The sequence below is a fragment of the Thermostichus sp. MS-CIW-30 genome, assembly GCF_054058015.1.
Map to the genome: position 1 here is coordinate 17501 of NZ_JBSRZW010000003.1, position 26189 is coordinate 43689.

The following is a 26189-nucleotide window of genomic DNA, read 5'->3' on the forward strand; positions in this document are numbered from 1 at the left end:
GCCTACCATCGCCCTTTTCCGCTGCGCTTTGCCAAGTACACCGGGGAAACTGCAGAAAGCGACCGGGAAGATCTGCGCCGGGATCCGCCCCAAATTCTGCTTACTAACTACGTGATGGCGGAGCTGCTTTTGGTGCGCCCCGAAGATCAGCGCTTTTTAAGTTCCAACGGGCTGCGCTTTCTGGTCTTTGACGAGCTGCACACCTACCGGGGTCGGCAAGGGGCGGATGTGGCCATGCTGGTTCGCCGCCTAAAAGGACGCTGTGGGGCCAAGAACTTGGTGCATATTGGCACCAGCGCCACCATGATTGCTCGGCCAGAGGCCGACTCCCAGGAGCGCCGCCAGACTGTAGCCGCCTTTGCCAGCCGCTTTTTCGGCCATTGCTTTGAGCTGGAGGATGTTATTGAAGAAACCCTGGCTCCCTTCAGCGAAGGCGGCCCCCCCACCCCAGCAGAGCTAAAGAACGCCCTCGATCCGCCCTGGCCAACAGACCTGGCCACCCTGCGCCGCCACCCCCTAATGCGCTGGCTAGAGTATGAGCTGGGCCTGGAGCAAAGTCCCAATGGCAGCTTCAGGCGCCGCGTGCCCCGGAAGCTTTCCGCAGTTGCTGCCCAACTGGCAGAGCTGACCAGCACTACCCCTGAGAGCTGCACCGAGTCCCTACGCCAGTTTCTGGCCCACGCCAGCAGCCTGCGGGAGGGCTCTAGCCGCGGCCCGGCCTTGAAGTTGCACCAGTTTATCTCCCAGGGCCGCACCCTCTATGCCACCCTGGAAAGTCGGGACAAGCGGCAGTTTTCCCTGGAAGGACAAGTGCAAGCAGGGGAAGGAAAGCTGTTTTTCCCCGTCAAGTTCTGCCGCCACTGTGGCCAGGACTACTACCACGTCCTCAGGTCAAAGACTCACTTCCTGCCCTATCCTCTGGGGGAAGAGGTTGAGGAAGGCGAAGACCAGCAGGCCGGCTACCTCAGCTTGGATCCCATTGACAACGAGTGGTCGCCAGAGCAGATCCCGGAAGATTGGTACACCCCTGAAAACTGGCTCAAACCCCACTGGAAAAAGCGCGTCCCCCAAGCAGTTTGGGTACGCCCGGACGGCTCCTTTTCCGAGGTGCCTCAGGCAGAGGCCCAGAAGCTGTGGTGGCAGCCCCAGCCCTTTTCTCTTTGCCTGGCTTGCGGCGAGTACTACAGTGGGCGGGAGCGGGAGTTCGCCAAGCTGGCTTCCCTCTCCAGTGAAGGCCGCTCCAGCGCCACCACCATTCTGGCCACTTCTCTGCTGCGCCATGCCGCTCAGACGGGTGCAGCCCGCGGCAAGCTGCTCACCTTTACCGACAACCGCCAGGATGCCTCCTTGCAGGCCGGCCACTTCAACGACTTTGTCCACGTGGCCCTTTTGCGGGCCGCGCTCTATGCTGCCCTGCAGGAGAAAAAAGAGCTGGACTTCTCAGAGGTAGCCCCGGCAGTGGTGCAGGCCTCAGGCTTGAGCCTTGCCGACATTACCCAAAACCCCGATTTGGATCCCCAGTCGCCGGCTGCCCAAGAGGTCTGGCAGGCTTTTACGGAGCTAACCGAATACCGGCTCTACGAGGATCTGCGGCGCGGCTGGCGGGTTACCCACCCCAACCTGGAACAGGTGGGCTTGTTGAAAATCGAATACCGCAGCCTCAGGGAGCTTTGCCAAGGCTCGGCCCTGGCCCCTCTCCACCCCTGGTTTGTCCAGGCCGAGGTTGAGGAGCGGGAACGCCTGCTGCGGGCTGTTTTGGATCAGTTTCGGCGCAAATTGGCCATCGATGTACGCCTGCTCAAAGCCGAGTCCCAGAGAACGCTGCGCCGACGGGCCGAGCAACACCTCAACGAGTTTTGGGGCCTAGAAGAGTACAACGAGCTGCGGACGGCCACCTGCTTTGTCCGCCAAAGCTGCGACGGAAAGGACATAACAACTTTCAGCCTGGGCCACCGCAGCGCTATTGGGCGCTTTCTCATCAAGTATCTCGAGCTGACCAGAGAAGCTTACGACGAGCTTCTGGGATCCCTGCTTTCTCTCCTAGTTAGCTACGACCTGCTGCGGCGCCACTCGGAGAATGGCCAGGAAGCCTACCAGCTCAACGCTGGCTGTCTGCGCTGGTGCCTGGGCGATGGCTCGCCGCCGCCAGATCCTCTGTATTCCCGCCGGGCCGAGCAGAGCGGCTACTCCTCTGCCCGCCGCCCCGTTAATCTCTTTTTCCAGCGCCTCTACCAGGCCGGGGCAGCAGGGCTGGGATCCCTGGAGGCTAGGGAGCACACTGCCCAAGTGGTTCGGCCAGGAGAGCGGGAGCAGCGAGAAAGGCGCTTTCGCGGGGAGGATCAAGCTCGACGCCTTCCCTATTTGGTGTGCTCGCCAACCCTGGAGTTGGGGGTCGATATTGCCGATTTGGATCTGGTGCATCTGCGCAACGTGCCCCCCACACCCGCCAACTACGCCCAGCGCAGCGGTCGGGCAGGCCGCCAGGGGCAGCCGGGACTCATCATCACCTATTGCGGGGCTTTCAATAGCCACGACCAGTACTACTTCCGCCGCCGCCCCGAGATGGTGGCCGGTCGCGTGCGCCCTCCCCGCCTGGATCTAGCCAACGAATCGCTGCTGCGCGCTCACATCCACGCCGTTTGGTTGGCTCAGGTGCGCCTGCCCCTAGGCAATTCCATTGAAACCGTCATCGACGCGGATCGGGAAGAGCTGCCCCTCAGGGAGACAGTGGCCCAGCAAATCCAACTTGAGGAGTCTGCCCGCCAACAAGTGAAGGAGCAGGTGCAGAAGCTGCTGGCCGCCGATCGCCAACTCCTAGATAAAAGCGGCTGGTTTAGCGAGCGCTGGCTTCAGCAGGTCATTGAAGAGGCACCCCAGGCTTTTGACCGAGCTTTCGATCGCTGGCGAGAGCTCTATCGGGCTGCCACGCAGCAGTTGGAAGCCGCTAACCGCCAGCTCCAGACGACTCGCCAAAAGAAAGACCAACAGGAAGCCGAGCGCCGCCAGCAAGAAGCCCTGCGCCAGCGCAACTTGCTGCTGCAGATTGGAACCCAGCGGGAGGAAAGCGACTTCTATCCCTACCGCTATTTGGCTAGCGAAGGCTTCTTGCCCGGCTACAACTTCCCTGCCTTGCCGGTGCGGGCCTGGGTGCCCCGCGGCAGCGAGGGCGAGTTCATCGCCCGGCCTCGCTTTTTGGCTATCCGCGAGTTTGCTCCCCACAACTTCCTCTACCATGAGGGCTGCCAGTGGGAAGCAGTGGCGTTTCAGGCTCCGCCCGGCGGCCTGGAGGAGCGCAAAAGTAGCCACAAGCTCTGTTTTAGCTGTGGGGCCTTTGCCGATCCCCACCTGGATTGCTGCCCCGTCTGCGGCACCCAGTTCGATGGGCAAAACAGCCTCTTTACCCAGCTTCTGGAAATGCCCAATGTGCGCATGCGGCGGCGGGATCGCATTACTGCCGACGAAGAAGAGCGGCGGCGACAGGGATACGAGCTGCAGACTTTCTTTCAGTTTGCTCCCGAAAGTTCAGGCTACCGCGTCCAGGAAGCCGACGTGCTAAGGGGCGAAACTCCCCTGCTGCAGTTGCGCTATGCCCCAGCCGCCACGCTGCTGCGCATCAACTCCGGCTGGCGGGGCAGTGGGGGGCGAGGTTTCCTGGTCAACTTTGACAATGGCGAAGTCCCTTCTCGAGATCAGCTTGGGGGCAATAGGGCTAGCTCGTCTAGCCAGATGTCCTTGCAGCCCATCCGCCTGGCAGTGCGCGCTACCCAAAACCTCTTGCTGGTGCGGCTGGTTCAGCCCAGCCTGGGGAATCTGCAGGCCCTAGAAACGACCCTGCGCTATGCCCTCAAGCGGGGCATCGAGGAGACCTTTGAGCTGGAGGAGACGGAGCTGGCGGCCGAGTCCATTGGCCAGGGATCCCATCGCGCCATCCTCCTCTACGAGACCGCCGAAGGGGGAGCTGGCGTCCTGCGGCGGCTGGTGGAAGAGCCCCATGCCCTTGCCGAGGTGGCCCAAGTGGCTCTGGAGATCTGCCACTTCCAGCTTTCGGAAGAGGGGATCCAAGATCGGCGACCGGAGTGCCGGGCAGCCTGCTACGAGTGCCTGCTTAGCTACGCCAACCAAAGGGAGGCCCTGCAGCTTGACCGCTATCAGATCCGGGATCTTTTGGGCCTGCTGGCCAACAGCCGCACCGAGCTGCGCTCCCTGGGTCGCTCCCGCCAAGAGCACCTGGAGTGGCTGCGCCAGCTCCTGGACCCTCGCTCTGAACTGGAGCGCCGCTTTCTCGAAACGCTGGCAGCAGGAGGGTATCGGCTGCCTGAGGATGCCCAGAAAGCCATTGCCGATCCCGACTGCGTCGTTGACTTCTTCTACAGCCCCAACATCTGCATCTTCTGCGATGGCCCAGTCCACGACCAGCCTGCCCAAGCGGAACGGGATCGCCAACTGCGCTCGCAGCTGCAGGGACGGGGCTACCGCGTGCTTGTTCTGCGCTACAACCAAGATTTGCAAGAGCAGCTGGCTCGCTACCCAGAAGTATTTGGCAAGGGCAGCTAGTCCTGCTGGTGGGAAAACAGATAAGCTCCCACAAAAGCCAGGATTACCGCCAAGCCGCCCAAAACTCCCACCGTGTACCAGGGAAACTCCGCAAGCGGCTGGTAGGCGGCTGCCCGCATGCCAATGCTGGCGTAGGAAAGGGGCAGGCAATAGACCAGCACCTGCAGGTAGGTCGGCAACTGGGCGGGATCGAAAAAGGTGGCCCCTAGGAAAGACATGGGCGTAATCAAAAAGTTGGTTAGCACGCCCACACTCTCCAGGCTGGGCACCTTCAAGCCAGCAATTACCCCAATGCCGGCAAAGACGGTGCAATCCAAAAGTAGAACCAACAGCGACAAGGGGTGAAGCAGGCCCCAGGCCCCCGTACCCAGCACCCCCACCGCCAACACCCCCAAGGCCGTCAGCAGGCCGCGGGCAATGCCCGCCAGCACCTTGCCCAGATGCAAAGACAAGGGGTGCACCGGCAACAGCAGCAGCTCTTCAAAGCTCTTGGTAAATAGCCGCGATCCACAGATGGAGAAGGTGGTGCCGGCAAAGCTGATGGTCATGGCGGAAAGGGCCACCATCCCCGGCAAAATAAAGCGCAGGTAGGAGCCTGCCGCCGTGGATCCCACCACATCGGCCAGAGCCTCTGAACGCAGGGATCCCCCCAAGCCCACCCCAAAGGCGACAATGTAGATGAGGGGGGCCACCAGACCTGAGGCCACCACCTGCCAAACTCGCCCCCGCAGATCCAGCCAGTCGCGCCAGAAGATGGTTAAACTGTCTTCCCAGATTCGCTGATAGGGTAGGGTCAGGGCACGGCTTACCATAGGTTTTCTTCGCTGTATTAGAGGCCTTCTTGTTTTCTGCTGCCGCGGCCGTGGGGAACTGCTTGCTGCTCCCTACTAGTAACCGTAGTAGTTGGAGCGCCGCGACCGCCACCAGGCCACCGGCAGCGCCAATGCCTTGCTGAGAGTGGACACGTAAGCGCGGGTGCGAAAAACCTGGTAGTGGTTGCGCTCGATGGCGTTGAGAATCTGCCGGTAGAGCATCAAGGAAGCGGCTACCGGCCAGCGGGAGTCCGGCTGCAGGGTAGGGATCCCCCGTTCCGCTTGGGCATAGAGCTCTCTAGCCCGCCGGATCTCATAGTCCATCAAAGCCATCCAGCGCTCGTCAATAACATAGTTAAACAGGTCCCGCTCGGAGTAGTTGAAGCGGCGCAGATCTTCCAGGGGGATGTAGATCCGCCCGCGGCGGGCGTCCTCTCCCACATCCCGCAAGATGTTGGTGAGCTGCATGGCGATCCCCAGCGCCACCGCCTCCTCGCGGCCATCCCGGCCCGGCACAAACCCCATGATCTCCGAGCACATCAGCCCCACCACCCCGGCCACGCGGTAGCAGTAGACCCGCAGATCTTCCCAGGTGGCGTAGCGCCGCGTATCCAAGTCCATGCTCTGCCCCCGCAGCATCTCGCGAAACGGCTCGATGGAAAGGCGGTAGGTGCGGATGGTGTGGATCAAAGCAAGGTCCGTGGGGACTTGCGGCTCGCCTCCCTGGAAGAGCGACTCCAGATGGGATCCCCACTGCTCCAGCTTGCTGCGGGTGACCTCCACCTCTGCCTGGCTGGCTTCCAGTCCATCCAGCAACTCATCGGTTTGCCGCAGCCAAGCGTAGATGGCCCAGATGGCCCGCCGTTTGGACTGGGGCAAGAGCAGGGATCCCAGGTAGAAAGTCTTAGCGTGCTTGGCCGTAATCTGGCGACAGAGGGCAAAAGATTGCTCAAGTGGACTCATCTGGCTATCTCCAGGAGCACAGGGCCAGGATAGAGAAGGAAGAGGAACGGCGAGGGCACATATCAACACTACGGGAAAGCGGACGCCGCGGATAGCCTAGAAGAGGTTGTGGGGAAAAGAAAGATTCAAAAGGCATAGGAGGCGGACGGCGGAGAGCTAGACCCCCGCAGCTGCCAGAGTTGAGGCCGAGACAGAAGCGCGTTGAAATGGGATCCCCTTGTTGATGGCCTCCGCCGCCCACTTGCCGGAGAGGATGGCCCCCTCCATGCTGCCCAGGAAGGGCTGTAGGGTGTAGCTGCCCGCCAAGAAGAAGTTGGGAATAGGGGTAACTTGAGTGGGGCGATACTGCTGTCTGCCAGGGGTAGCCTTGTAGACCGAGCGCGGCGTTTTCACCACCACCCACTTGCGCACGCGGGCGGGGTTGGGGCCGGTGAGGTGCTGGGGGAAGAGTTTTTTCAGCTCCTCCAGCGTGGCGGCAAAGATCTCCTCATCGCCGCGATCAATCCACTCGGCAGCCGGAGCCAGCACCAGCTCCAACATGGACCGCTCCGGATCGGCATAGGCCCGGCAGGTGTTGCTCATGTCGGCATACACGCTCAATAGCGGCGAGCGGGAAAACAAGGAGTGATCGATGTGAGTAATCTTGCGGTCAAACCAGATCTGCAGGCTAATTACTGGCACCCCCTCCAGTTCACGCAGCTTTTGGAAAAAGGGGATCCCTTGCCATTGGGGCGGCAGCAGCTCCTTGAGCGCGTCCACCGAAAGGGCCGAGACATAGGCATCGGCAGTCACCTCCACCGGCCCAGAGGGGGTGGCTAAGCAAAACCCGGCCACGCTGTTATCGAGGTTGAGACGAATGTCCTGCAACGCCGCCTTCAAATGCACTTCCCCCCCACGGGCGACAATGTAGTCCACCATCGGCTGGCAGAGCCGCTCTGGGGGAGCGCCGTCTAGGTAGGCAATCCTAGAGCCATCTTTTTGCTGCAAAAAGCGGTTCAAGGCCGTCAGGGGCACCATGGCCGAGATCTCCTCCGGGTTGATGAAGGCCAGGGCCTTGGAGACGGCAATGAAAATATCGGTGTTGACCCGCTCGTCAATACCCTGCCGCCGCAGCCATTCCAAGAGGCTATAGCGATCCATCTGCTCCACATAGCGCTGGCCGCGAATCATGGCCGGCACCAGCCCCAGGGCAAACTTCACCTTTTCCCCCCAGGTGAGCATGTCGTTGTTGCGCAAGATGCCGACAATGGCGTTGAAAGGAGCGGGAATATCCGGCAGGTCAAAGCGGGAATAGGTGCCCGGCTTGTCCGGCTGGTTGAAAATCAAGCTGTGTTCCTTCCACTGCAGGCGATCGGAGATGCCCAGCTCCCGGAACAGCTGCAACGTGTTGGGGTAGGCGCCAAAAAAGTTGTGCAGCCCCGTCTCGATCCAGTCGCCGTCGGCATCTTTCCAGGCAGCCACCAGGCCACCCAAAACATCCCGCCGCTCAAAGAGGAGCGGTTGATGCCCGGCATCGCAGAGATACTTGGCACAGGCCAGCCCGGCCAGCCCGCCACCAGCAATGGCAACACGCATGAGGGTAACGACAAAGCAACATTTTTATTCTATTTGCAAACCGTTACAATTGCCGGGGCCAAGGGGCAGACGGAAGGCCGACCCAGCAAAAGCAGCGGAACAAGGGGATCCCGAAGCCCATCTGTCTCACTGCCGGGATCCCAATCGCTGGTAGGATACATACGGAAGAAAAAGTAAAGATTTTCCGCAGTCCGGGGGGAAAGACAACGATGGCCAAACAAACACTGGGATCCCTGCTGTCATCCGGCTTTGATTTAAACGGCAAGCGCGTGCTGGTGCGCGCCGATTTCAATGTCCCCTTGGACGCCCAGGGCAACATCACCGACGACACCCGCATTCGGGCTGCTCTGCCCACCGTCCAGGCCCTCATCCAAGCGGGCGCCAAAGTGATCCTCGCCAGCCACCTGGGCCGCCCCGTCAAAAAAGACAAAGAGACAGGCGCGGTTAAGGTCGCCCGCGAGGGCAATAGCCTGGCCCCCGTGGCCACCCGTCTTTCTCAATTGCTGGGCCAGCCGGTTGCCTTTGCCCCCGACTGCATCGGCCCTGAGGCCGAGGCGGTAGTGAACCGCCTGGAAAACGGCCAGGTGGCCCTGCTGGAAAACGTCCGCTTCTACCCAGAAGAGGAGGACAACGACCCGGAATTTGCCCGCAAGCTGGCCTCACTGGCCGACCTGTTTGTCAACGACGCCTTTGGCAGTGCCCACCGCGCCCACGCCTCTACTGCCGGCGTTACCGCCTATCTCCAGCCTGCTGTGGCTGGCTACCTGGTGGAAAGGGAGCTGCAATTCCTCTCCGGCGCCATTGAGGATCCCCGGCGGCCCTTGGCGGCCATCATCGGCGGCTCCAAAGTGTCCAGCAAAATCGGCGTCATTGAGCGGCTCCTGGAAAAAGTGGACAAGCTCCTGCTGGGCGGCGGTATGATCTTTACCTTTTACCAAGCCCAAGGGATCCAAACCGGCAAGTCTTTGGTGGAAACCGACAAGCTGGATCTGGCCCGCTCCCTGATGGAAAAAGCCAAAGAGCGGGGGGTGGAGCTGCTGCTGCCGGTGGATGTGGTGGTAGCCGATAGGTTTGACAAAGATGCCCAGGCCCAGACCGTTTCCATCCACGCCATCCCCGAGGATTGGATGGGCTTGGACATCGGCCCGGAATCGATCAAAGCCTTCCAGGCTGCCCTGCAGGGGTGCCAAACCGTGGTCTGGAACGGGCCGATGGGCGTCTTTGAGTTTGACCGCTTTGCCGTGGGCACAGAAGCCATCGCCCGCACCCTGGCCGATCTCACTCAAGCGGGAGCCACCACCATCATCGGCGGCGGCGACTCGGTGGCAGCTGTCGAGAAAGTTGGCCTCGCTGACAAGATGACCCATATCTCCACCGGCGGCGGGGCCAGCCTGGAGCTATTGGAAGGGAAGGTGCTGCCCGGCATTGCCGCTCTCACAGAAGCGTAGGTTCCTCCTTCGGGTCGCAGCCCCTCCAATCCAAAAACCAAGCCAAAAAGTAGGGGCTGGATTCAGCCCCTCCTAACTTTAGTCGGTGTAGATCGCTGCAGCGATGGCGAGACAGGATCCGGCTTAGTGCATCACCACTTTAACGTTGGCGTTGTTCAAGCCAGGACGCTTCACCTCGGCCAAGGTCTTGTTGACGGCGTACTTCTGGTTGATGGAGTTGATCAACTCGGTCTGGTTGTGCTTCTTGGCCACGCCCCACAGATCGGCGATCAGGTCGTAGGAACCGTCGGGATTCTTCGACCAGCCCAGATCGTAGTCGCCTTCCAACTGAGCCACGATGTCAGCGCGAACACGCTGGCCGTTGTAGCCACGCACGTCGGCGTTCAGCTTAACGGTGTAGCCGAGATCGCGCAGAGAGTTGATCAGGATTTGGCTATCGGTGATCTTGGTACGCAAGGTGCTAAAATGAGACATGGTGTTTCTCTCCTGTGTGTAGGGGTTGGAACATCAACACAAACAATGGGCACTGTTCTTTGGGGAAGGTTTGGGCCCTGCCGTCCCTGCTTCTGTCAAGGTAGCTTTGGATCCTCACCTCCTCCTAGAACTCCAGCCGCTGGTACTCGGCTACAGAGGCCGCTGCAGGCCGAGCCCGCTGCTGGGCCCATTCCCTCAACGCTACCACTTGCTCCGTCATGGTGCGAGATAGCGGTTGAGTTGCTTTCGTTGCTGCCAGAATGTCCAGCTGGGTAAACTCACGGTTCTGGGCAAACGCTTCGTACATGGCAGCAATCAAAACTTGTTCGATCTCTGCGCCGGAGAAGCCCTCACAGGCGGCAGCTAGCTGGCGCAGGTTAAAGCGGCTGATATCGCGCCGCCGCTTCTGCAGGTGGATCCGAAAGATCTCGATGCGCTCGTTGATGTTGGGCAAGTCCACGAAGAAGATTTCGTCAAAACGGCCCTTGCGCAAGAATTCGCCCGGCAGACGGTCCACACGGTTGGCGGTGGCCATGACAAAGACCGGCGAGCGCTTCTCCTGCATCCAGGTTAGGAAAGAGCCAAAGATGCGGCTGGAGGTGCCCCCGTCAGAATCGCTGGAGCCTGCTGATCCAGCAAAGGCTTTGTCCAGCTCGTCGATGAAAAGGATGGCAGGGGCGAGAGATTCAGCAGTTCGCAGGGCACTGCGCAGATTCGCTTCCGATTTGCCCACCATGGAGCCATCATAAACGCGGCCCATGTCCAGACGCAGCAGGGGCAGGCCCCAGAGACGGGCAGTGGTCTTGGCGATCAGCGACTTACCGCAGCCAGGCACGCCCAGGATCAGCATACCCTTGGGTTGGGGCAGTCCATAGGCGCGGGCCCGCTCAGTGAAGGCCTCAGAACGTTGCAGCAGCCAGCGCTTCAGCTCTTCCAGACCGCCAACGGCGTCGATGGTCTCGTCCTCTTCGATAAACTCGAGAATGCCGTTGCGCCGGATCAGTTGCTTCTTCTCAGAGAGGATGATGTCTACTTCTGCCTCGGTGAGGCGACCATGCATCACCACAGCCTTGCGGTAGACTTTTTCTGCCTCGTCCTGCGTTAGGCCCAGGGCCGCCTTGAGCAACTTTTCGCGGGTATCAGGAGCCAAAGGCAGGGAGCGCGGGATCTGCTCCAGCTGGCGGTTGAGGGCGCGCTCCAATGTGGCCATGTCCGGCAGGGGGAAGTCCACTACGCAAATGTCTTTCTCCAGCTCGACCGGGATCACCTGCACCGGCGACATGAGCAGGATGGTTTTGTGGGATCCCTTCAGGCTGGCAATAGCATCCCGCAGCCAGCGCTTCACCTCGGTGTTGTCCAAGAAGTCATGTAGGTCTTTGAAGACGCAGATGGCGGGATCCTTTTGCTCCATTACCCACTGGATGGCGGGCTGGGGGGATTGGGTGTTGTGCTGGGTGAGGCTGCGGGGGTTGCCGTATTCGACGATGCCGTGGGTAACTGTCCAAATGAATAGGCGACGCTGAGGCTTAAGGGTGCGGGCAATTGCTGCCAGAGCCGCTTCTGCCCGTTCCTCCTCTGGAGTCAGCAGGTACAGCAGTGGGTATTGAGCTTGAATGAGGATGCCTAGCTCTTGCATGGGAAACACCAACTGCAGAGGGGAAATTTCAGGAGCCGCCAGAACGGTTGAAAAATGGGGTTCGAGTTGCCTAGGTATTGGATCGCACTTGGGAGTACGCCCTTGTTGGATGGATTTTGAGAGGATTTTAGAAGCTTTCTGTGTTGCTGTCTGCTCCTATCAGCTCAAGTTCCTGAAGGGGGCCTGCTTGGGAGCGTTCTAGCAGGGTACCAGAGCATCCTGCCGTTGCTCTTCCGAGCCAGCAGCCGATCCCCAGTATTCTGGCTCCACCTCTTCAAGGATGGCTTCGGCAGCCGATGTCTGGTGCAGGGAAACCACCTCTCCATCGCGGATAACAAATGGGTGACTACACTTGGGACATTGATGGACACGATAGGCGCTACCTTGTACCCCTTCAATGACCTCTGGGTGAAGCAGATAGAAGGTAATGGCCTTCTCTGCCACTGCCGACATCGGCTCCCGCTCCACGGCAGCCCGAATCTTCAGATTCCGGTGCAGCTCAGGTGAGAGATACAGGGTCACCTTCTGCTTGGACTCTGTGCCTTCCACTACCTCTGGCCGATGATTCATGGCTAACCGCTTTCTTTGAATTGCTTGCCAAACTTGGGGCCTATCATAGCCAGTCTGCCGGCTTGACGGCAAGTTTTTAACAATCTGTAACAAACAATTTTCTTGATGGCCCTCTGTGGATACCTGCGGCTGGGGGAGTAGGCTAGGTGGAAGACAAGGAGCGGAATGTCCAGTCCCTATGGAACGCTTGATCAACACCCTCAGCAAAAATTTCTCTAGCTGGGGCCGCCGTGCCCTGGTGCAGGCCAGCGATGGTTTGGCCAGCTTGAGAGACACTGCCGTGGATAACGGCAATCTGTTACTCTGCAAGGCTCGCATCGCGTTCGCGGATGCCAGCTTCACCACCCTAAAGGCAATTCGGTCTCGCTTTGGCGCCAGTCGCTGACGGTTGGGCAGAAGCACCCTGCTAGCCGCCCAGATCTTGCAGCCGATAGAGGCTGGCATAGAGCCCGCTGAGGGCCATGAGCTCGGCATGGGATCCCTGCTCTTTGAGTTCCCCCCGCTGCAGAACCAAGATGCGATCCACATCGCGGATGGTGGAAAGGCGGTGGGCGATGATCAGGGCGGTGCGATCCCGCAGCAGGGTGTCTAGAGCCGATTGCAGGAGGGCTTCGGTGCCCACATCCAGGCTGGCCGTGGCCTCATCCAAAACCAAGATTTTGGGATCCCGCCACATGGCCCGCACAAAGCTGATAAGCTGTTTCTGGCCGCTGGAGAGGTTGCTGCCCCGCTCTCGCACGGGGGTGGCGTAGCCTTGGGGCAAATCGCGGAGGAAGTCATGCAGGTTGAGTTGGCGGGCGACCTGCTCCACTGCCGCTAGATCTGCCTTCTCTCCTAGGGTGATGTTTTGCTGGATATCCCCGGAAAACAAAAATCCATCCTGCAGGATTACCCCTAGGTGGCGGTGCAGCTCAGCCTGGGGGAGATCCCGAATATCAACGCCGTCAATGCGAATGGAGCCGTGGGTTACGTCATAGAGGCGGCAGAGCAAGCGGATGATGGAGCTTTTCCCGGCTCCCGTGGGCCCCACCAGGGCCACTTTTTCTCCGGGGCGGATGGTGAAGGTGAGGTCTTTCAGCACCCACTCCCCGGGGTTGTAGGCAAACCAAACGTGCTCAAACTGCACCTCTCCCTTAGCATCGGGGGGTAGGTGGCGGGGCTGAGCGGGATCCCGGATGGCGACCGGCAGGCTGAGGATGGCGTCGATGCGCTCGACGGCGGTGAACCCCGCCTGCAGGGCGGTGAACTTTTCCGCCAACTGCCGCAGCGGGTTGAAAAACCGTTGCGAAAAGAGAATAAAGGCGTAGAGGCTGCCAAAGGTGAGGGGTTCCCCGGGCAGGGGCAGGGATCCCGTCCATCCCCCTCCAAGTGAGCCCCTACCGGTTGACATCACCTGCTGCCCGCCCACCCAGAGCAGGGCCGCCACGGCCAGCCAAGACACCCACTCCAAAACGGCAGAAAGGGCAGAATCATAAAGGATGGTTTGATCCACTTCCCGGATGTAGCGGCGGTTCATGGTTTGAAAAATCTCGCTATTGAGCCGCTCCCGCCGAAACAGTTGCACCACGGTAATGCCCAAGATGTTCTCCTGGATCCAGGAGTTCAGCTTGGAGAGTTCTTCGCGCACGCGAAAGTTGGCATCCCGAAAGCGGCGCTGCAACTCGAGGACAACAGCGCTGATGGGCAGGACGATGAGGATTAGCAGCAAGCCCAGATCCCAGCGTTGGCTGAGCATGACCACCGCGATCACCCCCAGAGTAAACAGGTCGCTGACAATGCCGACGGCACCGGTGGAAAAGACATCTCCCAGGGCTTCCACATCGTTGGTGATGCGGGTGATCAACTTGCCCACCGGGGTGCGGTCGAAAAACTGAGCCGGCAAGGCCAGAATGTGGGCGAAGAGATCGTCGCGGATGTCGCGGGTCATCAACTGCCCCAGCTTTTGGCTGACATACCCTTCCAGGGCTTGGAAGAGCCAGCGAACCAGCACCGTCAGGATCAACAGCCCCACATAGAGCCAAAGGTCGGAGAGGATCCCGGCCTCACCTCGTTCCAGCGCTCGGGCAATGGGGCCATCCAGAGCCCGCTGTAGGATCAGAGGCTGCACCGCATCCGCCAAGGCCAAAGGGGGCAGAAAGGCCAAGGCCGCCAACACCAGCCTGAGGTGCCGACGGGCATAGGGCCAGAGCAGCCGCAGCAGCCGCCAATCGCTTTCTCGCCGCGGGCGGGGATCCCTACTTAAATCGGTATCGGGGGGAGAGGCGGCAAGGCTCACAGGCTTACACCCGAGAACAACAAAGACAACTCATAGAGAGCAGTAAACTACCCGACTCCGACCGCTAAAGCGGTACGGAGCGGGCTTTCGGTAGCCCTGCAGTTGGCAAGCCAACCACGAACCTCTAGGCTGGTTTACGACAGCCCCCAAAAGCGCAATCACATTCGCACCATTCAAATCCGCATCCCCTTCCCATCCACAGTGTCCACACTTAAACTTCTTTCCACTGCGGTAGGATTGCGCAGGGTCGGGATGAATGTGCAAACACCGGTGGCAGGTCTGCGACGTGTAGGCAGGCGGCACCAGAATCAAAGCAACCCCTGCACGCAGAGCCTTGTACTCCAAAAATTGACGGAGTTGATAAAACGCCCAACTGTTGGCCCTGCGCCGTTCAGTTTTACTGCGGGGTTGTTGGTTGATGCGCTCCCGGATCCCTGTCAGGTCTTCCAGGGCGATAGCGCTGTTTGTCGCCTTTGCCCTAGAGACAATAGCTTTGGAGATGCGATGATTGACCCACGCCTGAAAGCGTCTCTCCTTGCCAGACAGCCGTTGCAACAGTTCTCTGCATCTGCGCCGCGAACTGCGGGTGCCCTTACTGGCTTTGCGTTGAAGTACCGCCCTCAACCGCGAGTGATGGTCTCGGACTTTGTTCAACTGCTGTCCATTCCAGTTATCTCCTTCCGATGTATGAGCAATATCCGTCCTTCCCAAGTCCACCCCCAGCACTCTGCCCGTGCGTTGCGGCGGGGATGGCTCCGCTTCCACGCGGATCTGAATAGAGTAGGAGCCGTCTTTGCGCTTGACCAGAGTGGCAGATTTGGGATTGGAGCCTGCCAACTGTTCTCTCTGGTAACGGCCAATCGCCAGCTCAAAGCGCTCTCGACCCTCCACCGTGGTCAGCGACACCGTCCAGTCTTTCTCGCGGAACGAAAAGATACGTGCATCGTAGGTAGCGAAGCCCCCTTTGAACGCTTTGACGGGGCGGTTTTTCTGTTGGGCAACTTTACGGGCGCCGGCCAGCCGTCTGCAGACCTGCTGGTCGCGTAAGCGGGACGTAGTCCTTGCCAAGTTACTGGACAAGCCGAACCGGGCACGGATTTCGCGGTAGCACAGAGACTGGAGCTTAACGGCGTTGGCGACTTTCTCCGGCGTGTTCTGGTTGACCCAATTCAAGGCTTGGCCAAAAGCCTCCAAAGTCGCGTCCAATTTGGCGGCTTGCGACTGGGACACCTTGAGCTTGCAGGAGACGGTCAGGACTTGGGTCATGGTTCTATTGTGACTTCCGCATTCCTCCCGGCACTGACCCTACGGGTACAGTGCGGGGCTCCTGCGATTTCTAGCTGATCTACTCTAAGCGCTCTCCCTGAGGGAGAGGGAGTTTGGGATCCGCAAGGGTTTCCTCGCCATTGGGAATGGCTATAGCTGCACCCCTAATGGCTCTGGGACGGACGGAAAACTGGCCGCTTCAGGAGCTTCTGGCCGCTCGGTTCGGGCAGGCTGTAGGCAGCTTGATGAGGAGAAACCGGCAATGTCTTACTCAACCTCTTACTCCGTGTCTTACTCGAAAATCTTTTTCCCAGTTTGGGTGGCGGGGCTGGTGTTGTTGATTGGCGGTGGGATCCTGTTTGTCCTGCTGCGGGCTTTTGGGCTACCTATTGGGGAGCTGGCCGATTGGGCCATTGGGATCGCCAGCTTTTGGTGGCTGGTGGTGATCGTCACCCTTCCCTGGAACCTCTACTTTCAGGCCAAGGCCGTTCAGCAGGAGGCGGTCGTGTCTCAGGAACGAGGGATCCCGGTGGAAGATTCAACCTTGGCTTTCCTACAAAAGCTCAGCCGCTGGTCGTTGCGCGTGGCCATTGCCCTGCATGGGCTGTCGGCTCTAGCTTTCTATGGCTTGGCCGTTGGGCAAGTCACCCCCATTGGCTACCCCAGCGCCGTGGCTGCGGTGTTGTTAACGGCTCTGCGCCCGGCCATCCGGGGCTACGAGTATTTGGCCGACCGCTTGGCCCAGTTGCAAGGGCAAATCCAGATCCCTCGCGAAGATGCCCTCGAGCTGGCGGAACGACTAGAGCAGTTGCAGCGCCAAGTCGAGCAGTTGCAGGAGCAATGGGATCCCGGCAAGCCCGGTTCTTGGGCCCAACAAGAGGAAGAAACCCGGCGCTACCTGCGGCAGGAGCTGGCCGCGCTCAAAGCCCAACTGGAACAGTTGCGGGCCAGCAACGAGCTGGAGCACAGGCAATTGCGCCAGGAGACCCACCAAGCTGTGGCTCAGCTCAGTGTGGATAGCCAGTTTCTCGGCCATGTGCGGGAGATCCTGCGCTTTATCAAGGAAGCTTAGCGGGATCCGTTGTTCAGTCCTTCCAACTGAGCGGAAAACTGAGAAGGAACCAGCTTGGTGCCCACCCCGGCATCGGTCAAAATCTCCAGCAGCAGAGAGTGAGGGGATCCCCCATCCAGAATGTGGGCTGCCCGCACCCCTTGTGCCAAGGCGCGAATGCAACACTGCACCTTCGGGATCATGCCGCCCTTGACGACACCGGCTTGGATCAACTGGCGAGCCGTCTCGATATCCAGCAACGTAATCAGAGAGCTGCGATCCTGAGGATCTTTGAGAATGCCAGGGGTGTCGGTGAGCAAAATCAGCTTTTCTGCCCCCAGAGAGGCCGCCAGTTCTCCCGCCACCGTATCGGCGTTGATGTTGTAGGCTTGGCCCGTCTCATCGGCAGCCACACTGGAGATCACCGGAATCTGTCCACCTTCCAATAGGGTTTGCAGCAACTGGGGGTTGATACTGCTCACTTCCCCAACAAAGCCAATCTCCGCCCGGCCCTGGGATCGCGCCTTGATCAAGTTGCCATCTCGCCCGCACAGCCCCACCGCCGATCCGCCGGCCAAGCTGATGAGCTGCACGATCTGCTTGTTGACCTTGCCCACCAACACCATCTCCACTACTTCCATGGTGGCGGCATCGGTAACCCGCAAGCCATCCACAAACTTGAAGGGAATGTCCAGTTTTTGTAGCCAACTGTTGATCTCCGGCCCCCCCCCATGCACCAACACCGGGCGGATCCCCACACAGGCCAGAAAGACGATGTCTCGGAGCACCTCGGCCCGTCGCTCTTGGTGCACCATGGCTGCGCCGCCGTATTTGATGACAATAACGCGGCCCTGGTACTGCTGAATGTAGGGTAAAGCCTCGATGAGGATCTGCGCCCGCGTAAGGGGATCACACGCCGACCCGGTCGCCTCAGAAAGGGAAGAGTTGGTTTGCACTGCTGTAAGTCCCTAGAAGTCCAGAAAACCTGACCCAGAGTATCGCATCCTGCAGATCCTCAGGTATGGAACGGGATCGCCAGCAAAGGCAATAGGGACAACCCCAACCAGGCCCAACCCCGAATGGAAGAAGAATGGGGTAGGGGATCGACGGGCCCTGACTCTGCCTGCTGCAGCAGGGCATCGATACGCTCTTGCAGCCGCTGCCTTGGGTCTGAACTCACGGCCATTGCAAAGCCAACCCAAGCTGCCGCCGGTTGCTCCACCACGCCATAGCCCACCACCTGCAGCAGGGCCTCTCCCAACAACAAGGGATCCACCCGTTGGGCCGCCCAGCGATCCGCCCGCAGCTCCCGTAGGGTGAGCAATTCCTCCCACAGGGCCTCGGTGTTGGGCAGCCAGCCGGTGAGGCGTCGCAGCCAGCCCACTCCAAACATCCAGAGGGTATCGCGGTAGTGGCGATGGGCCTCTTCGTGGGCGATTACGGCCCGCAAGTGCTCATCATCCAACTGCTCCAGCAGGCCGCGGCTGACCACCAACTGGGCATTCCACACCCCCACTTGGGCAGCAAAAGGAATCTCCAAATCCAGCACGTAGGCCGGAGAGCCATGCAAATCCACCTGGGCCAGAGCTTGCAGATGGGCACGTCGATAGGAGCGCCAGTATTCCCAAATCCAGTGCAAGGCCACGCCGCCGGCCACGGCCAGCAACAGCAGGGCACAGCCGTAGCAGAACCAGCCCCCTGCTCCGGCCATTTGTCCCCACGGCCCCATCCAGGCCAAGGCCAGAGCAGTGGTCAGCAACAGCAGCGGGGGCAGCAAGAAGTGGATCCAAGCCCGCTGCCAACGTCGGCTCCACCCGCCCCCCTTATCCAGGCGCACTTGCACCCGCCACAGCCAACTGAGGCCCAAGCCCAGCAATAACATGCCCAAGTGGCTCATCGCGGATCCCTCCTGGCTTGACGGGCTGCCCGCAGCCGTTCGGCAATCGCCTGCAACTGGGACACACTGGCCTGATCCAGGCTATCGGCAAAGGCTGCCACCGTATCGGGATCCCCTACAGCCAAAAACTGCTGCAGGTGGGTGAAGGCCCTGAGGCTGGCCGCTTCCTGACGCGAAAGACGAGGCCGCCACAGCATGGGCAAATGCCGCCCTTGGGGATCGGTGCGGCGCTCACAGCTCACCCAGCCCTTCTGGCTCAAGCGCTGCAAAACTGTAGTCACAGAGGCATAGGCCAGCTCCCGATCCGGATCGGCCAAGATGCGCTCGTGGATTTGACGGGTGCTGGCGCTGCCCAGATCCCAGAGGATCTCCAAGATTTCCGATTCCAGAGGGCCCAGCGATAGTTGCTTGGGACGATGCTTGGGCAACATGAGCCTTTGCCGGTGTAGGAATTTCTATCTAGCTAGATTAACTGTTGGAGTCTCAAGCCCCGCAGCCATTTTAAGGATCCGCTAAGCTCGAAGATGGTGGTTCTTTGTGCTGTTACTTCCCATGGCTGCTCCCACCTACCACACCATCACCTTCGGCTGCCAAATGAACCGCGCCGATACCGAGCGCATGGCCGGGATCCTGGAGTCCCTGGGGTATGTGGCCACCGAAGATGAGTTGCAGGCGGACTTAGTTCTCTACAACACCTGCACCATCCGCGACAATGCTGAGCAAAAGGTCTATTCCTACCTGGGCATCCAGGCGCAGCGCAAGCGCAAAAACCCAGCCATCAAGCTCATTGTGGCCGGCTGTGTGGCCCAGCAGGAAGGGGAAAAATTGTTGCGCCGCGTCCCTGAGCTGGATCTGGTCATGGGCCCCCAGTACGTGAACCGCCTTGGGGATCTGTTGGCGCAGGTGGAAGCTGGAAACCAGGTGGTGGCCACCGAGCCGGTTGAGATCCCAGAAGACATCACCAAGCCCCGCCGCGACAGCCAGGTCACTGCTTGGATCAATGTCATCTACGGTTGCAACGAGCGCTGCACCTACTGCATCGTGCCGCGGGTGCGAGGGCAAGAGCAGTCCCGACAGCCCCAGGCCATTCGCGCCGAAATCGAAGACGTGGCCAGAGCGGGCTACCGCGAGGTGACGTTGCTGGGGCAGAACATCGACGCCTACGGACGGGATCTGGATCCGAAAACCAACCTGGCCAGCTTGTTGCGCTTCGTCCATTCGGTGGAAGGTATTGAACGGATTCGCTTTGCCACCAGCCACCCGCGCTACTTTACCGAGGAGCTGATCGCCAACTGCGCCGAGCTGCCCAAAGTCTGCGAGCACTTCCACATTCCCTTCCAGGCGGGCAGCAACGAAGTGCTCAAGCGGATGCGGCGCGGCTACACCCACGAGCGCTATCGCCAGATCATCCAGCTCATCCGCCAATACATGCCCGAAGCCGCCATCAGCGCCGATGCCATTGTCGGCTTTCCGGGAGAGACCGAAGCTCAGTTCCAAGAAACCCTGCAACTGGTGCAGGACATTGGCTTTGACCAAGTGAACACCGCCGCCTACTCCCCTCGTCCCGGCACCCCCGCCGCTGAGTGGCCCGACCAGGTGCCTGAAGAGGAAAAAAGCGACCGCCTGCAACGGCTGAACCGACTGGTGGCCGAGGTGGCTGCCGCTCGCAGCGCCCGACTCTTAGGCCAGGTGCAAGAGGTGCTGGTGGAAGGCCCCAACCCGAAAAACCCCCGCCAGGCGATGGGGCGTACCCGCGGCAATCGCTTGGTGTTCTTTGAAGGGAATCCGGAGCAACTGAAGGGATCCCTGGTGCCGGTGCGCATTACCGCCACGCGAGCTTTTTCGCTGACCGGAGAGGCAGTTACCGTCCGCGCGAGCGGGCCATAGGATGAAGGCTCTCACAAACACAACTTTCCCCAGTTCCCTCTTGTCCGATTGCGCCGGCGGAGCGCCTCTCCAGGGAGCTGTTTCGCTGAGAAAAACCATGCCCTCCTGGGTGAACAGCTTTAAGGCAACCGCCAGGCAGTCACTGCCCTTTCCGCCACGCCGACCAGGGCACAACCACCGCCCTAGCTAGCTTTCTTCCGCGCAGCAGTAGAACGGAGCTTCATACACAACGTTTTGGCAACAGCAACAGGCCGGCGCTGGAACAGGCCCCGAATACCTGCCCTGCCTAGCGCAAGATTTCAAAATCCAAAACGGGCTCTGTCTGGGTCACGCGGTAGTACCCGGCCTGGGTACGAACCGAAGCCTGATAGGGACTGGGCAAATCTAGCGAGCGCAGGGGTGGGATGTTGGTGCGTTGGTTCAGCAGCGTGGTGAAGAAGGCGGTGGTCTGCCGGGCCTGGGAGCGCACCACCTCCTCAGGGAAAATGACCGGATCCACATTCCTACCTGTATCCAACAGGATCCTATCCAGGGCATCTCCCACCGGATAGGAAGGATAGGCAATTTGGGCCAAGGCGGATCCAATCGGGATCCCGGCGGACAGACAACCCAGAAGAATGGCCAAAGTCAGACGCATGTGCTGGGATTCCTCCTGCGCTACAGCTTTTCCTCAACACCGGAAAAAAGGGGGGGTTGGACATTGCCAGTCAACCTTGATCCCCGTGCAGCCTACCTTTTGACCGGCGGCTAGAGCGGATTCTACTCGAAATGCCTCAATTGGCAACCGCCTGCAACCCAATGGAGGGCCAACATGACAAAGGATCTCGCCGCCGACTAGGATCAGGATGCTCTGCTTGGGATCCTTAGACCTGTGAGTGTTTGTGTTCGCCTTGCCCCCAGCCCAACCGGAAATCTGCACATCGGCACCGCCCGGACGGCAGTGTTCAACTGGCTGTATGCCCGTCGCCACGGTGGCCGGTTCATTTTGCGCATTGAGGACACCGATCGCGATCGCTCTTTGCCCCGTTACACCCGCAATATTTTGGCAGGCCTGGCCTGGTTGGGTCTGGACTGGGATGAAGGGCCGATCTACCAATCCAAGCGCATCGAGCGCTACCAAGCAGTGGTGCAGCAGCTTCTGGATCGAGGGTTGGCCTACCGCTGCTACGTCAGCGAGGCGGAGCTGGAGGAGATGCGCGCTGCCCAGAAGGCCGCCGGCAAAGCCCCCCGCTACGACAACCGCCACCGCTTTCTCACCGAAGCCCAGCGACGGGCCTACGAAGCCGAGGGTCGGCAGCCAGTGATCCGCTTCAAAATCGAGGAGCCCCTAGAGGTGTCTTGGGTGGATCTCATTCGCGGCCCCATTACCTGGAACACCCAGGATTTGGGAGGAGACATGGTCATTGCCCGGGCGGATGGCTGCCCTCTCTACAACTTGGCGGTGGTGGTGGATGACATCGACATGGGCATCACCCATGTGATTCGCGGCGAAGATCACATCGGCAATACCCCCAAGCAGATTTTGCTCTACCGTGCTCTTGGTCACGAACCTCCCCAGTTCGCCCATTCTCCTTTAATCCTGAACCCGGAAGGGAAAAAGCTCTCCAAACGGGATGGGGCAACTTCGGTGACGGAGTTCCAGCAGCTGGGCTTTTTGCCGGAAGCTCTCAAGAACTATTTGGCTTTGCTCAGTTGGTCGCCCCCGGATGGGGAAGAGCTTTTCTCTTTGGAAAAGGCGGCTGCGCTGTTCGACTTTGACCGGGTTAACCGTGCGGCTGCCCGCTTTGACTGGGACAAGCTCAACTGGATCAACAGCCAGTACATCAAGCGGCTTTCTCCGCCAGAACTGGTAGAACGGCTCACCCCCTTTTGGCAGGCGGCAGGGTTTGACCTTTCCGGAGTGCCGGATCCCACCTGGTTGGAAGATGTGGCCCGCCTGATTGCCGATGGTATCGACCGCCTGGCAGAGGCTCCTCCGCTCAGCCGCTTTTTGTTTCAGGAGCCCCTCAGCTACACGTTGCCAGCTCTGGAACAGTTGCGCCTGCCTGGGGTGGCAGAGGCTATGGCTGCAATGGCCACCACGTTGGCTGCTGCCGAGCTGCCCCAGGTTTCGGCGGACAGCTTAAAACCGCTGGTGGATCAGGTGGCCAAGGGCCAGAACATGAAAAAGGGCCTGCTGATGAAGAGTTTGCGGGCTGCCCTGACAGGGGATCTGCAGGGGCCGGATTTGCTGGAATCTTTTGCCCTTCTCCAGCGGCGGGGCTGGGCTTTGGGGCGGTTAGAGGCTGTGCAGAAGTTGGTTCCTTGTTGATGGAAGCCCATCTCTTGCTGTCATGCCTTCGGTTGCCTCTGTTGAAAGTGCTCCGCACCGCTGCCGCAATCGGGATCCCATGCTGTCACGCCAGCTACAGGCTGCAAACCAAATTGTCCAAGAACTGGTGCTGCTCTCTTCTCAGTTATCTTCCCCATCCTCTTCGGACTCTGTAGAGACGAGGGAGCTGGAGCAGTGTGTGCTCAAGTTGGCCCAGACCTTGGTACGGCAGATGGTGGATCGTCTGGGTGCAGCCTCAGCTCGCCTTTGGTTTTTCGACCCGCAGGAAGGATGTTTTCAGTCGGTGGCCCATGCCGGCCTGCTCAGTCCTGCTCACGACCAAATTCAGCGGATCTATCCTGACGACAGCCCTTTGGGACGGGTGGCCCAGGAGGGGCTGCCGCTTTTGAGCAACAATCCCGCCCAAGAAGCCTGGATGCCCGCCCCGGAGTGGGTGAAGGCCAATGGCTTGCGAGGCTTTGTTGCCTACCCGATTAACCGGGGGGAGGAGCGGCTGGGGGCTTTGGCTCTGTTGAGCCGGACACCTCTGGAAGCCAGCTTTCTGGAAGTGGTGAAGTTCCTCTGTTCCTATATCGCCAGCGCCATCATCAATGCCAAGCTGCTGGAGCGCAGCCGACGGCAGGCGGTGCGGGAGGCGCTGCTCAACCGCATCACCAGCACTGTTCACCGCTTTTTGCAGTGGGATCAAATCGTCAGCACTGCCCTGAAGGAGCTGCAGCAGGCCTTTCTCTCGAAAGGGGTGAAGGGGCTGAGCCGCTGCTGTTTTTACAGTCTCAGCCCGGATCAGCAGACGGTTCGGGTCAGCCATGAGGCCCTGAGCCCTGGGCTAACCCCCTCCCTAGGAGAGGTGTACCGGATCCAGGACTTTGGCTCGCTGTGCGAGCGCCTGCGGACGGGGCAGGTGGTGCAAATAGCCTTGCCTCTGCTGCCGGATCGAGATCTCCTGACCCCAGAGGGGTTGGCCGCTCTCCAGGCGCTGCAGGCTTGCTCGGCGGTGCTGATCCCGGTGCAGTCGGTGGGCTCGGCAGGAGTAGGGCTTTCGGAGGTTGGCGGGAAGGATGGGGGACGGCCCGGTTTGGCTGCAGAGCCAGGGGAGATGATTGGGTTGTTGGGAGTGTACGTCACCACACCCCACCTTTGGCAGCCGGAGGAGATCGAGCTGTTGCGCTCGGTGGCCTCTCAACTGGCCATTGCCCTCACCCGTTCCAGCCTGTTCGAGCATGCCCATCAGCAGACGGAACGGCTGGCTCTGTTGCACTCGATCACGGCGGCGATTCGCTCCAGCCTGGAGCCCACCACCCTCTTCCATGCGATCACCCAGCAGATCGGGGCGGCTTTTCAGGCAGATGTGTGTATCTTGGCCCTCTGGCAGCCGGAGCAGGAGCTGCTACACCCTGTTGGCCTTTATGCGCCGCAGCTTTCCCCCACCGTTCGCGTGGGCGGGACGGAGTCGTTGCTGGACACTCTGTTGCCGACAAGGGGGCCGTTGGTGGGATCCCCAGATTGCCCCTGGGTTGAGCCTGGGATCCCGCCGGACTTGCCGGAGACGATTCGAGCCAAGTTGCGCTTGGGGGCCAGTTTGCTCGCCACCTTGAGGGGGCCTGTGGTGGTGCCGGAGCCGCAGACGGCTCAGTCCTGGGCCGATCTAAAGCCTCAGAGCCAGGGGAGTGGGCTGTTGTTGGTGCCCCTATTTGCTTCTGAGCATCCGGACAGGCCCCAAGAACTGTTGGGGGGCATTGCCCTAATCCGCTACCCTGGTAGCGATTCCCTGACCCCTCGTCCTTGGCAGCCGGAGGATCTGGAGTTGGCAGAAGCCGTGGCCGAGCAGGCGGGGATCGCCCTCAAGCAAGCGCGGCTTTACGAGCAAACCCGTAGCTCTGCCCAGCGGGAAAGCCTTTTGCGCCAGATTGCCCAGCGCCTCAGCGGCACCTACAATCCCCAGGAGGTGGTGCAGATTGCCCTCGAGGGCATGGCAGAGGCTTTGCAGGTTGAGCGGTGCAGTTTTGTGGCGCCCTGCAGTGGCCATGAGCCGTTCGCAGCCTCGTCGCGACAGCCTTGCGGTTCCCCTTCCCCTGCCGTAGGCAGAGCAACAGCCCCACCAGAGGCGGGACGGAGTCCTTTGGCTCAGCAACCCTTGGCCGGCGCTCCTGCAGAACCTCTGGCCATCATCCAAGAGTATTGCCGTCAGCCGGGGATCCCTTCCCAAAGGGGACAGACGCTGCCCCCTGAGCTAAGCCAGCTCCTCTGGGTCAATTGCTACAGCCACCTGAACACGCTGCTGATTCCAGATGTCAACACCTTCCCATTGTCTGCCCACGCCCGCCGCCATCTGCTGCAAAAGGGCATCCGCTCCCTGTTGGGTGTGCCGATAGTCACCGATGCTCGCCAGGTGGCCGGGGTGCTTTGCGCCTTCATGCCGCCGTTTGAGCCGGCAGTTCGGGGAAGCAAAACCGCCGATATCGCCTCAGAAGCCGCCGGATTTTCCCCCAGAGATACGGACTTGGTGAACGCGCTGGCGGACATTGCGGCAGTAGCCTTGCAGCGGGCCTCTTTCTACGAGCAGGTTCGCCGTCAGGAGGCGACGGCAGCAGCTTTGCGGGGCCTAACCGAGGGGCGAGAGGCGGAAAGTCGTCGGTTGGCCGCCGATTTGCACGACCAAACCTTGGCAGATCTGGGAGCTTTGTCTCGCCAGATCCAAGAGCTATCCGGCGATCCGACCATTGGCCCAGCCGGACAGGCTCAGTTGCGGGCCATGAGCGCCCAACTGCGAGAGACCATGGCCGAATTGCGCGGGATCGTGGAAGATTTGCAGCCGACGGCCATGCGGGCCTTTAACCTTGGCCCGGCTCTGCGCAGTCTCCTGGAACGGGCCGCCCAACGTTCCCCCCATCCTCTCCTCACCCGTTTCGACAACCAAGCCGATGGCCTGCTCTCCCGTCTCAGCCCCACCTGCCAGAGCAACATTTTCCGCATCGTGCAGGAGGCTCTGAACAACATCGTCAAACACGCAGGGGCACGGCGCATCGATCTCATCATTCAGCCCAAGGCGCAACAGGACGCGGGTTCCTCTACCAACCCTCAGGCTCCCTACACCCACTTGGAGCTGAAGATCATCGACGATGGCTGCGGTATGCCGGCGTCCAAGAGTGGGGTGGATCCCGCCCAGCCGTCTGGCCATGGACACGGGTTGCTCAACATGCGCTACCGAGCCGAGTTGATCGGGGCAAGCATTGCTTGGCGTAATCGCCGCTTTGGCAGTGGCACAGTTGTAGAGCTGCGAGTCCCTCTGCCGCCGAGTCCCCGATCTTGCGGCTAGCCCCCCCTTTTCTGAGGTAGCAGACGCAGCATTTTCGGTCTCAACCTGTTCTATAGTCGTTTAAGCTCAAGGGTTCCCGGTTCTCTAACCTGTCTGGTGGAGGGATCCTCTCACGCTGGCAAGGCGGAGTTTT

General features: G+C 60.4%; 19 protein-coding genes (1 of these 19 cut by a window edge). 7 read left to right on the forward strand and 12 right to left on the reverse strand.

The window, feature by feature from the left end:
- Window positions 1–4554, forward strand: the 3' portion of a protein-coding gene (locus ACVWXW_RS01945; protein ID WP_457402484.1) for a DEAD/DEAH box helicase. Its footprint begins 498 nt before the window's first position; only the last 4554 of its 5052 coding nucleotides appear in the window; its start codon lies off the left edge, out of view; the stop codon is at window positions 4552–4554.
- Here the strand turns inward: ACVWXW_RS01945 and ACVWXW_RS01950 are convergent.
- From ACVWXW_RS01950 to pds, 3 genes are all read right to left on the reverse strand, one after another.
- Complete coding sequence (locus tag ACVWXW_RS01950; RefSeq protein ID WP_457402485.1) at window positions 4551–5366, reverse strand: ABC transporter permease; 816 nt, start codon at window positions 5364–5366, stop codon at window positions 4551–4553. The genes ACVWXW_RS01945 and ACVWXW_RS01950 overlap by 4 nt on opposite strands.
- A 75-nt stretch (window positions 5367–5441) precedes the next feature.
- A complete protein-coding gene (locus ACVWXW_RS01955) occupies window positions 5442–6329 on the reverse strand; it encodes a phytoene synthase (RefSeq protein WP_414388869.1) in 888 nt (295 codons plus the stop codon).
- Window positions 6330–6485: 156 nt separating this feature from the next.
- A complete protein-coding gene (gene pds / locus ACVWXW_RS01960) occupies window positions 6486–7904 on the reverse strand; it encodes a 15-cis-phytoene desaturase (protein ID WP_457402486.1) in 1419 nt (472 codons plus the stop codon).
- Window positions 7905–8113: 209 nt separating this feature from the next.
- Between pds and ACVWXW_RS01965 the strand changes: the two genes are divergently transcribed.
- Window positions 8114–9352, forward strand: a complete 1239-nt coding sequence (locus ACVWXW_RS01965) for a phosphoglycerate kinase (protein ID WP_457402488.1) — start codon at window positions 8114–8116, stop codon at window positions 9350–9352.
- A gap of 123 nt (window positions 9353–9475) precedes the next feature.
- Here the strand turns inward: ACVWXW_RS01965 and ACVWXW_RS01970 are convergent, their stop codons facing one another.
- The 3 genes from ACVWXW_RS01970 to ACVWXW_RS01980 all read right to left on the reverse strand — a co-directional run bounded on the left by ACVWXW_RS01970 (window position 9476) and on the right by ACVWXW_RS01980 (window position 12032).
- Entirely contained in the window at window positions 9476–9826 is a 351-nt protein-coding gene (locus tag ACVWXW_RS01970; protein WP_414355711.1) for a DUF1257 domain-containing protein, read from the reverse strand.
- A gap of 124 nt (window positions 9827–9950) precedes the next feature.
- Window positions 9951–11462: a stress-responsive protein Ycf46 gene (gene ycf46 / locus ACVWXW_RS01975; protein ID WP_457402490.1), complete on the reverse strand. Its 1512-nt coding sequence runs from the start codon at window positions 11460–11462 to the stop codon at window positions 9951–9953.
- A 198-nt stretch (window positions 11463–11660) separates the two neighbouring features.
- Window positions 11661–12032, reverse strand: a complete 372-nt coding sequence (locus tag ACVWXW_RS01980; protein WP_041436554.1) for a hypothetical protein — start codon at window positions 12030–12032, stop codon at window positions 11661–11663.
- A 178-nt stretch (window positions 12033–12210) separates the two neighbouring features.
- Here ACVWXW_RS01980 and ACVWXW_RS01985 point away from each other — a divergent pair, with 178 nt between their 5' ends.
- On the forward strand, window positions 12211–12417 hold the full coding sequence (locus tag ACVWXW_RS01985) for a hypothetical protein (RefSeq protein WP_041436551.1): 207 nt from the start codon (window positions 12211–12213) through the stop codon (window positions 12415–12417).
- A gap of 21 nt (window positions 12418–12438) precedes the next feature.
- Here the strand turns inward: ACVWXW_RS01985 and ACVWXW_RS01990 are convergent, their stop codons facing one another.
- Entirely contained in the window at window positions 12439–14307 is a 1869-nt protein-coding gene (locus ACVWXW_RS01990) for an ABC transporter ATP-binding protein (RefSeq protein WP_457402492.1), read from the reverse strand.
- Between the two features lie 30 nt (window positions 14308–14337).
- Window positions 14338–15573 (reverse strand): RNA-guided endonuclease InsQ/TnpB family protein, encoded by a 1236-nt coding sequence (locus ACVWXW_RS01995; RefSeq protein WP_457402494.1) that lies wholly within the window; start codon window positions 15571–15573, stop codon window positions 14338–14340.
- A gap of 262 nt (window positions 15574–15835) precedes the next feature.
- Between ACVWXW_RS01995 and ACVWXW_RS02000 the strand changes: the two genes are divergently transcribed.
- Complete coding sequence (locus ACVWXW_RS02000; RefSeq protein ID WP_457402496.1) at window positions 15836–16645, forward strand: hypothetical protein; 810 nt, start codon at window positions 15836–15838, stop codon at window positions 16643–16645.
- On the opposite strand, the gene argB is transcribed toward ACVWXW_RS02000, so the two are convergent.
- Genes argB through ACVWXW_RS02015 form a run of 3 tightly spaced genes read right to left on the reverse strand, consistent with a single transcriptional unit; the run spans window position 16642 to window position 18952 of the window.
- Window positions 16642–17580: an acetylglutamate kinase gene (gene argB / locus ACVWXW_RS02005; RefSeq protein ID WP_457402498.1), complete on the reverse strand. Its 939-nt coding sequence runs from the start codon at window positions 17578–17580 to the stop codon at window positions 16642–16644. The genes ACVWXW_RS02000 and argB overlap by 4 nt on opposite strands.
- A gap of 59 nt (window positions 17581–17639) precedes the next feature.
- The gene (locus ACVWXW_RS02010; protein WP_457402500.1) at window positions 17640–18521 is read right to left on the reverse strand and encodes a M56 family metallopeptidase; all 882 of its coding nucleotides are present in this window, start codon (window positions 18519–18521) and stop codon (window positions 17640–17642) included.
- Window positions 18518–18952 (reverse strand): BlaI/MecI/CopY family transcriptional regulator, encoded by a 435-nt coding sequence (locus ACVWXW_RS02015; RefSeq protein ID WP_414423600.1) that lies wholly within the window; start codon window positions 18950–18952, stop codon window positions 18518–18520. Before ACVWXW_RS02015 ends, ACVWXW_RS02010 begins: the two co-directional genes overlap by 4 nt.
- A gap of 121 nt (window positions 18953–19073) precedes the next feature.
- Here ACVWXW_RS02015 and miaB point away from each other — a divergent pair, with 121 nt between their 5' ends.
- Complete coding sequence (miaB, locus tag ACVWXW_RS02020; RefSeq protein WP_457402502.1) at window positions 19074–20408, forward strand: tRNA (N6-isopentenyl adenosine(37)-C2)-methylthiotransferase MiaB; 1335 nt, start codon at window positions 19074–19076, stop codon at window positions 20406–20408.
- A 286-nt stretch (window positions 20409–20694) separates the two neighbouring features.
- Here miaB and ACVWXW_RS02025 read toward each other — a convergent pair whose 3' ends face one another.
- Window positions 20695–21045 carry a hypothetical protein gene (locus ACVWXW_RS02025; RefSeq protein ID WP_011433285.1) on the reverse strand — a complete coding sequence of 117 codons (351 nt, stop codon included), beginning with the start codon at window positions 21043–21045 and terminating at the stop codon, window positions 20695–20697.
- Window positions 21046–21279: 234 nt separating this feature from the next.
- Between ACVWXW_RS02025 and gltX the strand changes: the two genes are divergently transcribed.
- Window positions 21280–22719: a glutamate--tRNA ligase gene (gltX, locus tag ACVWXW_RS02030; protein ID WP_457402505.1), complete on the forward strand. Its 1440-nt coding sequence runs from the start codon at window positions 21280–21282 to the stop codon at window positions 22717–22719.
- Between the two features lie 79 nt (window positions 22720–22798).
- Window positions 22799–26056, forward strand: coding sequence for a GAF domain-containing sensor histidine kinase (locus ACVWXW_RS02035; protein ID WP_457402507.1), 3258 nt, complete (start codon window positions 22799–22801; stop codon window positions 26054–26056).
- The last annotated feature ends 133 nt before the right edge of the window (window positions 26057–26189 follow it).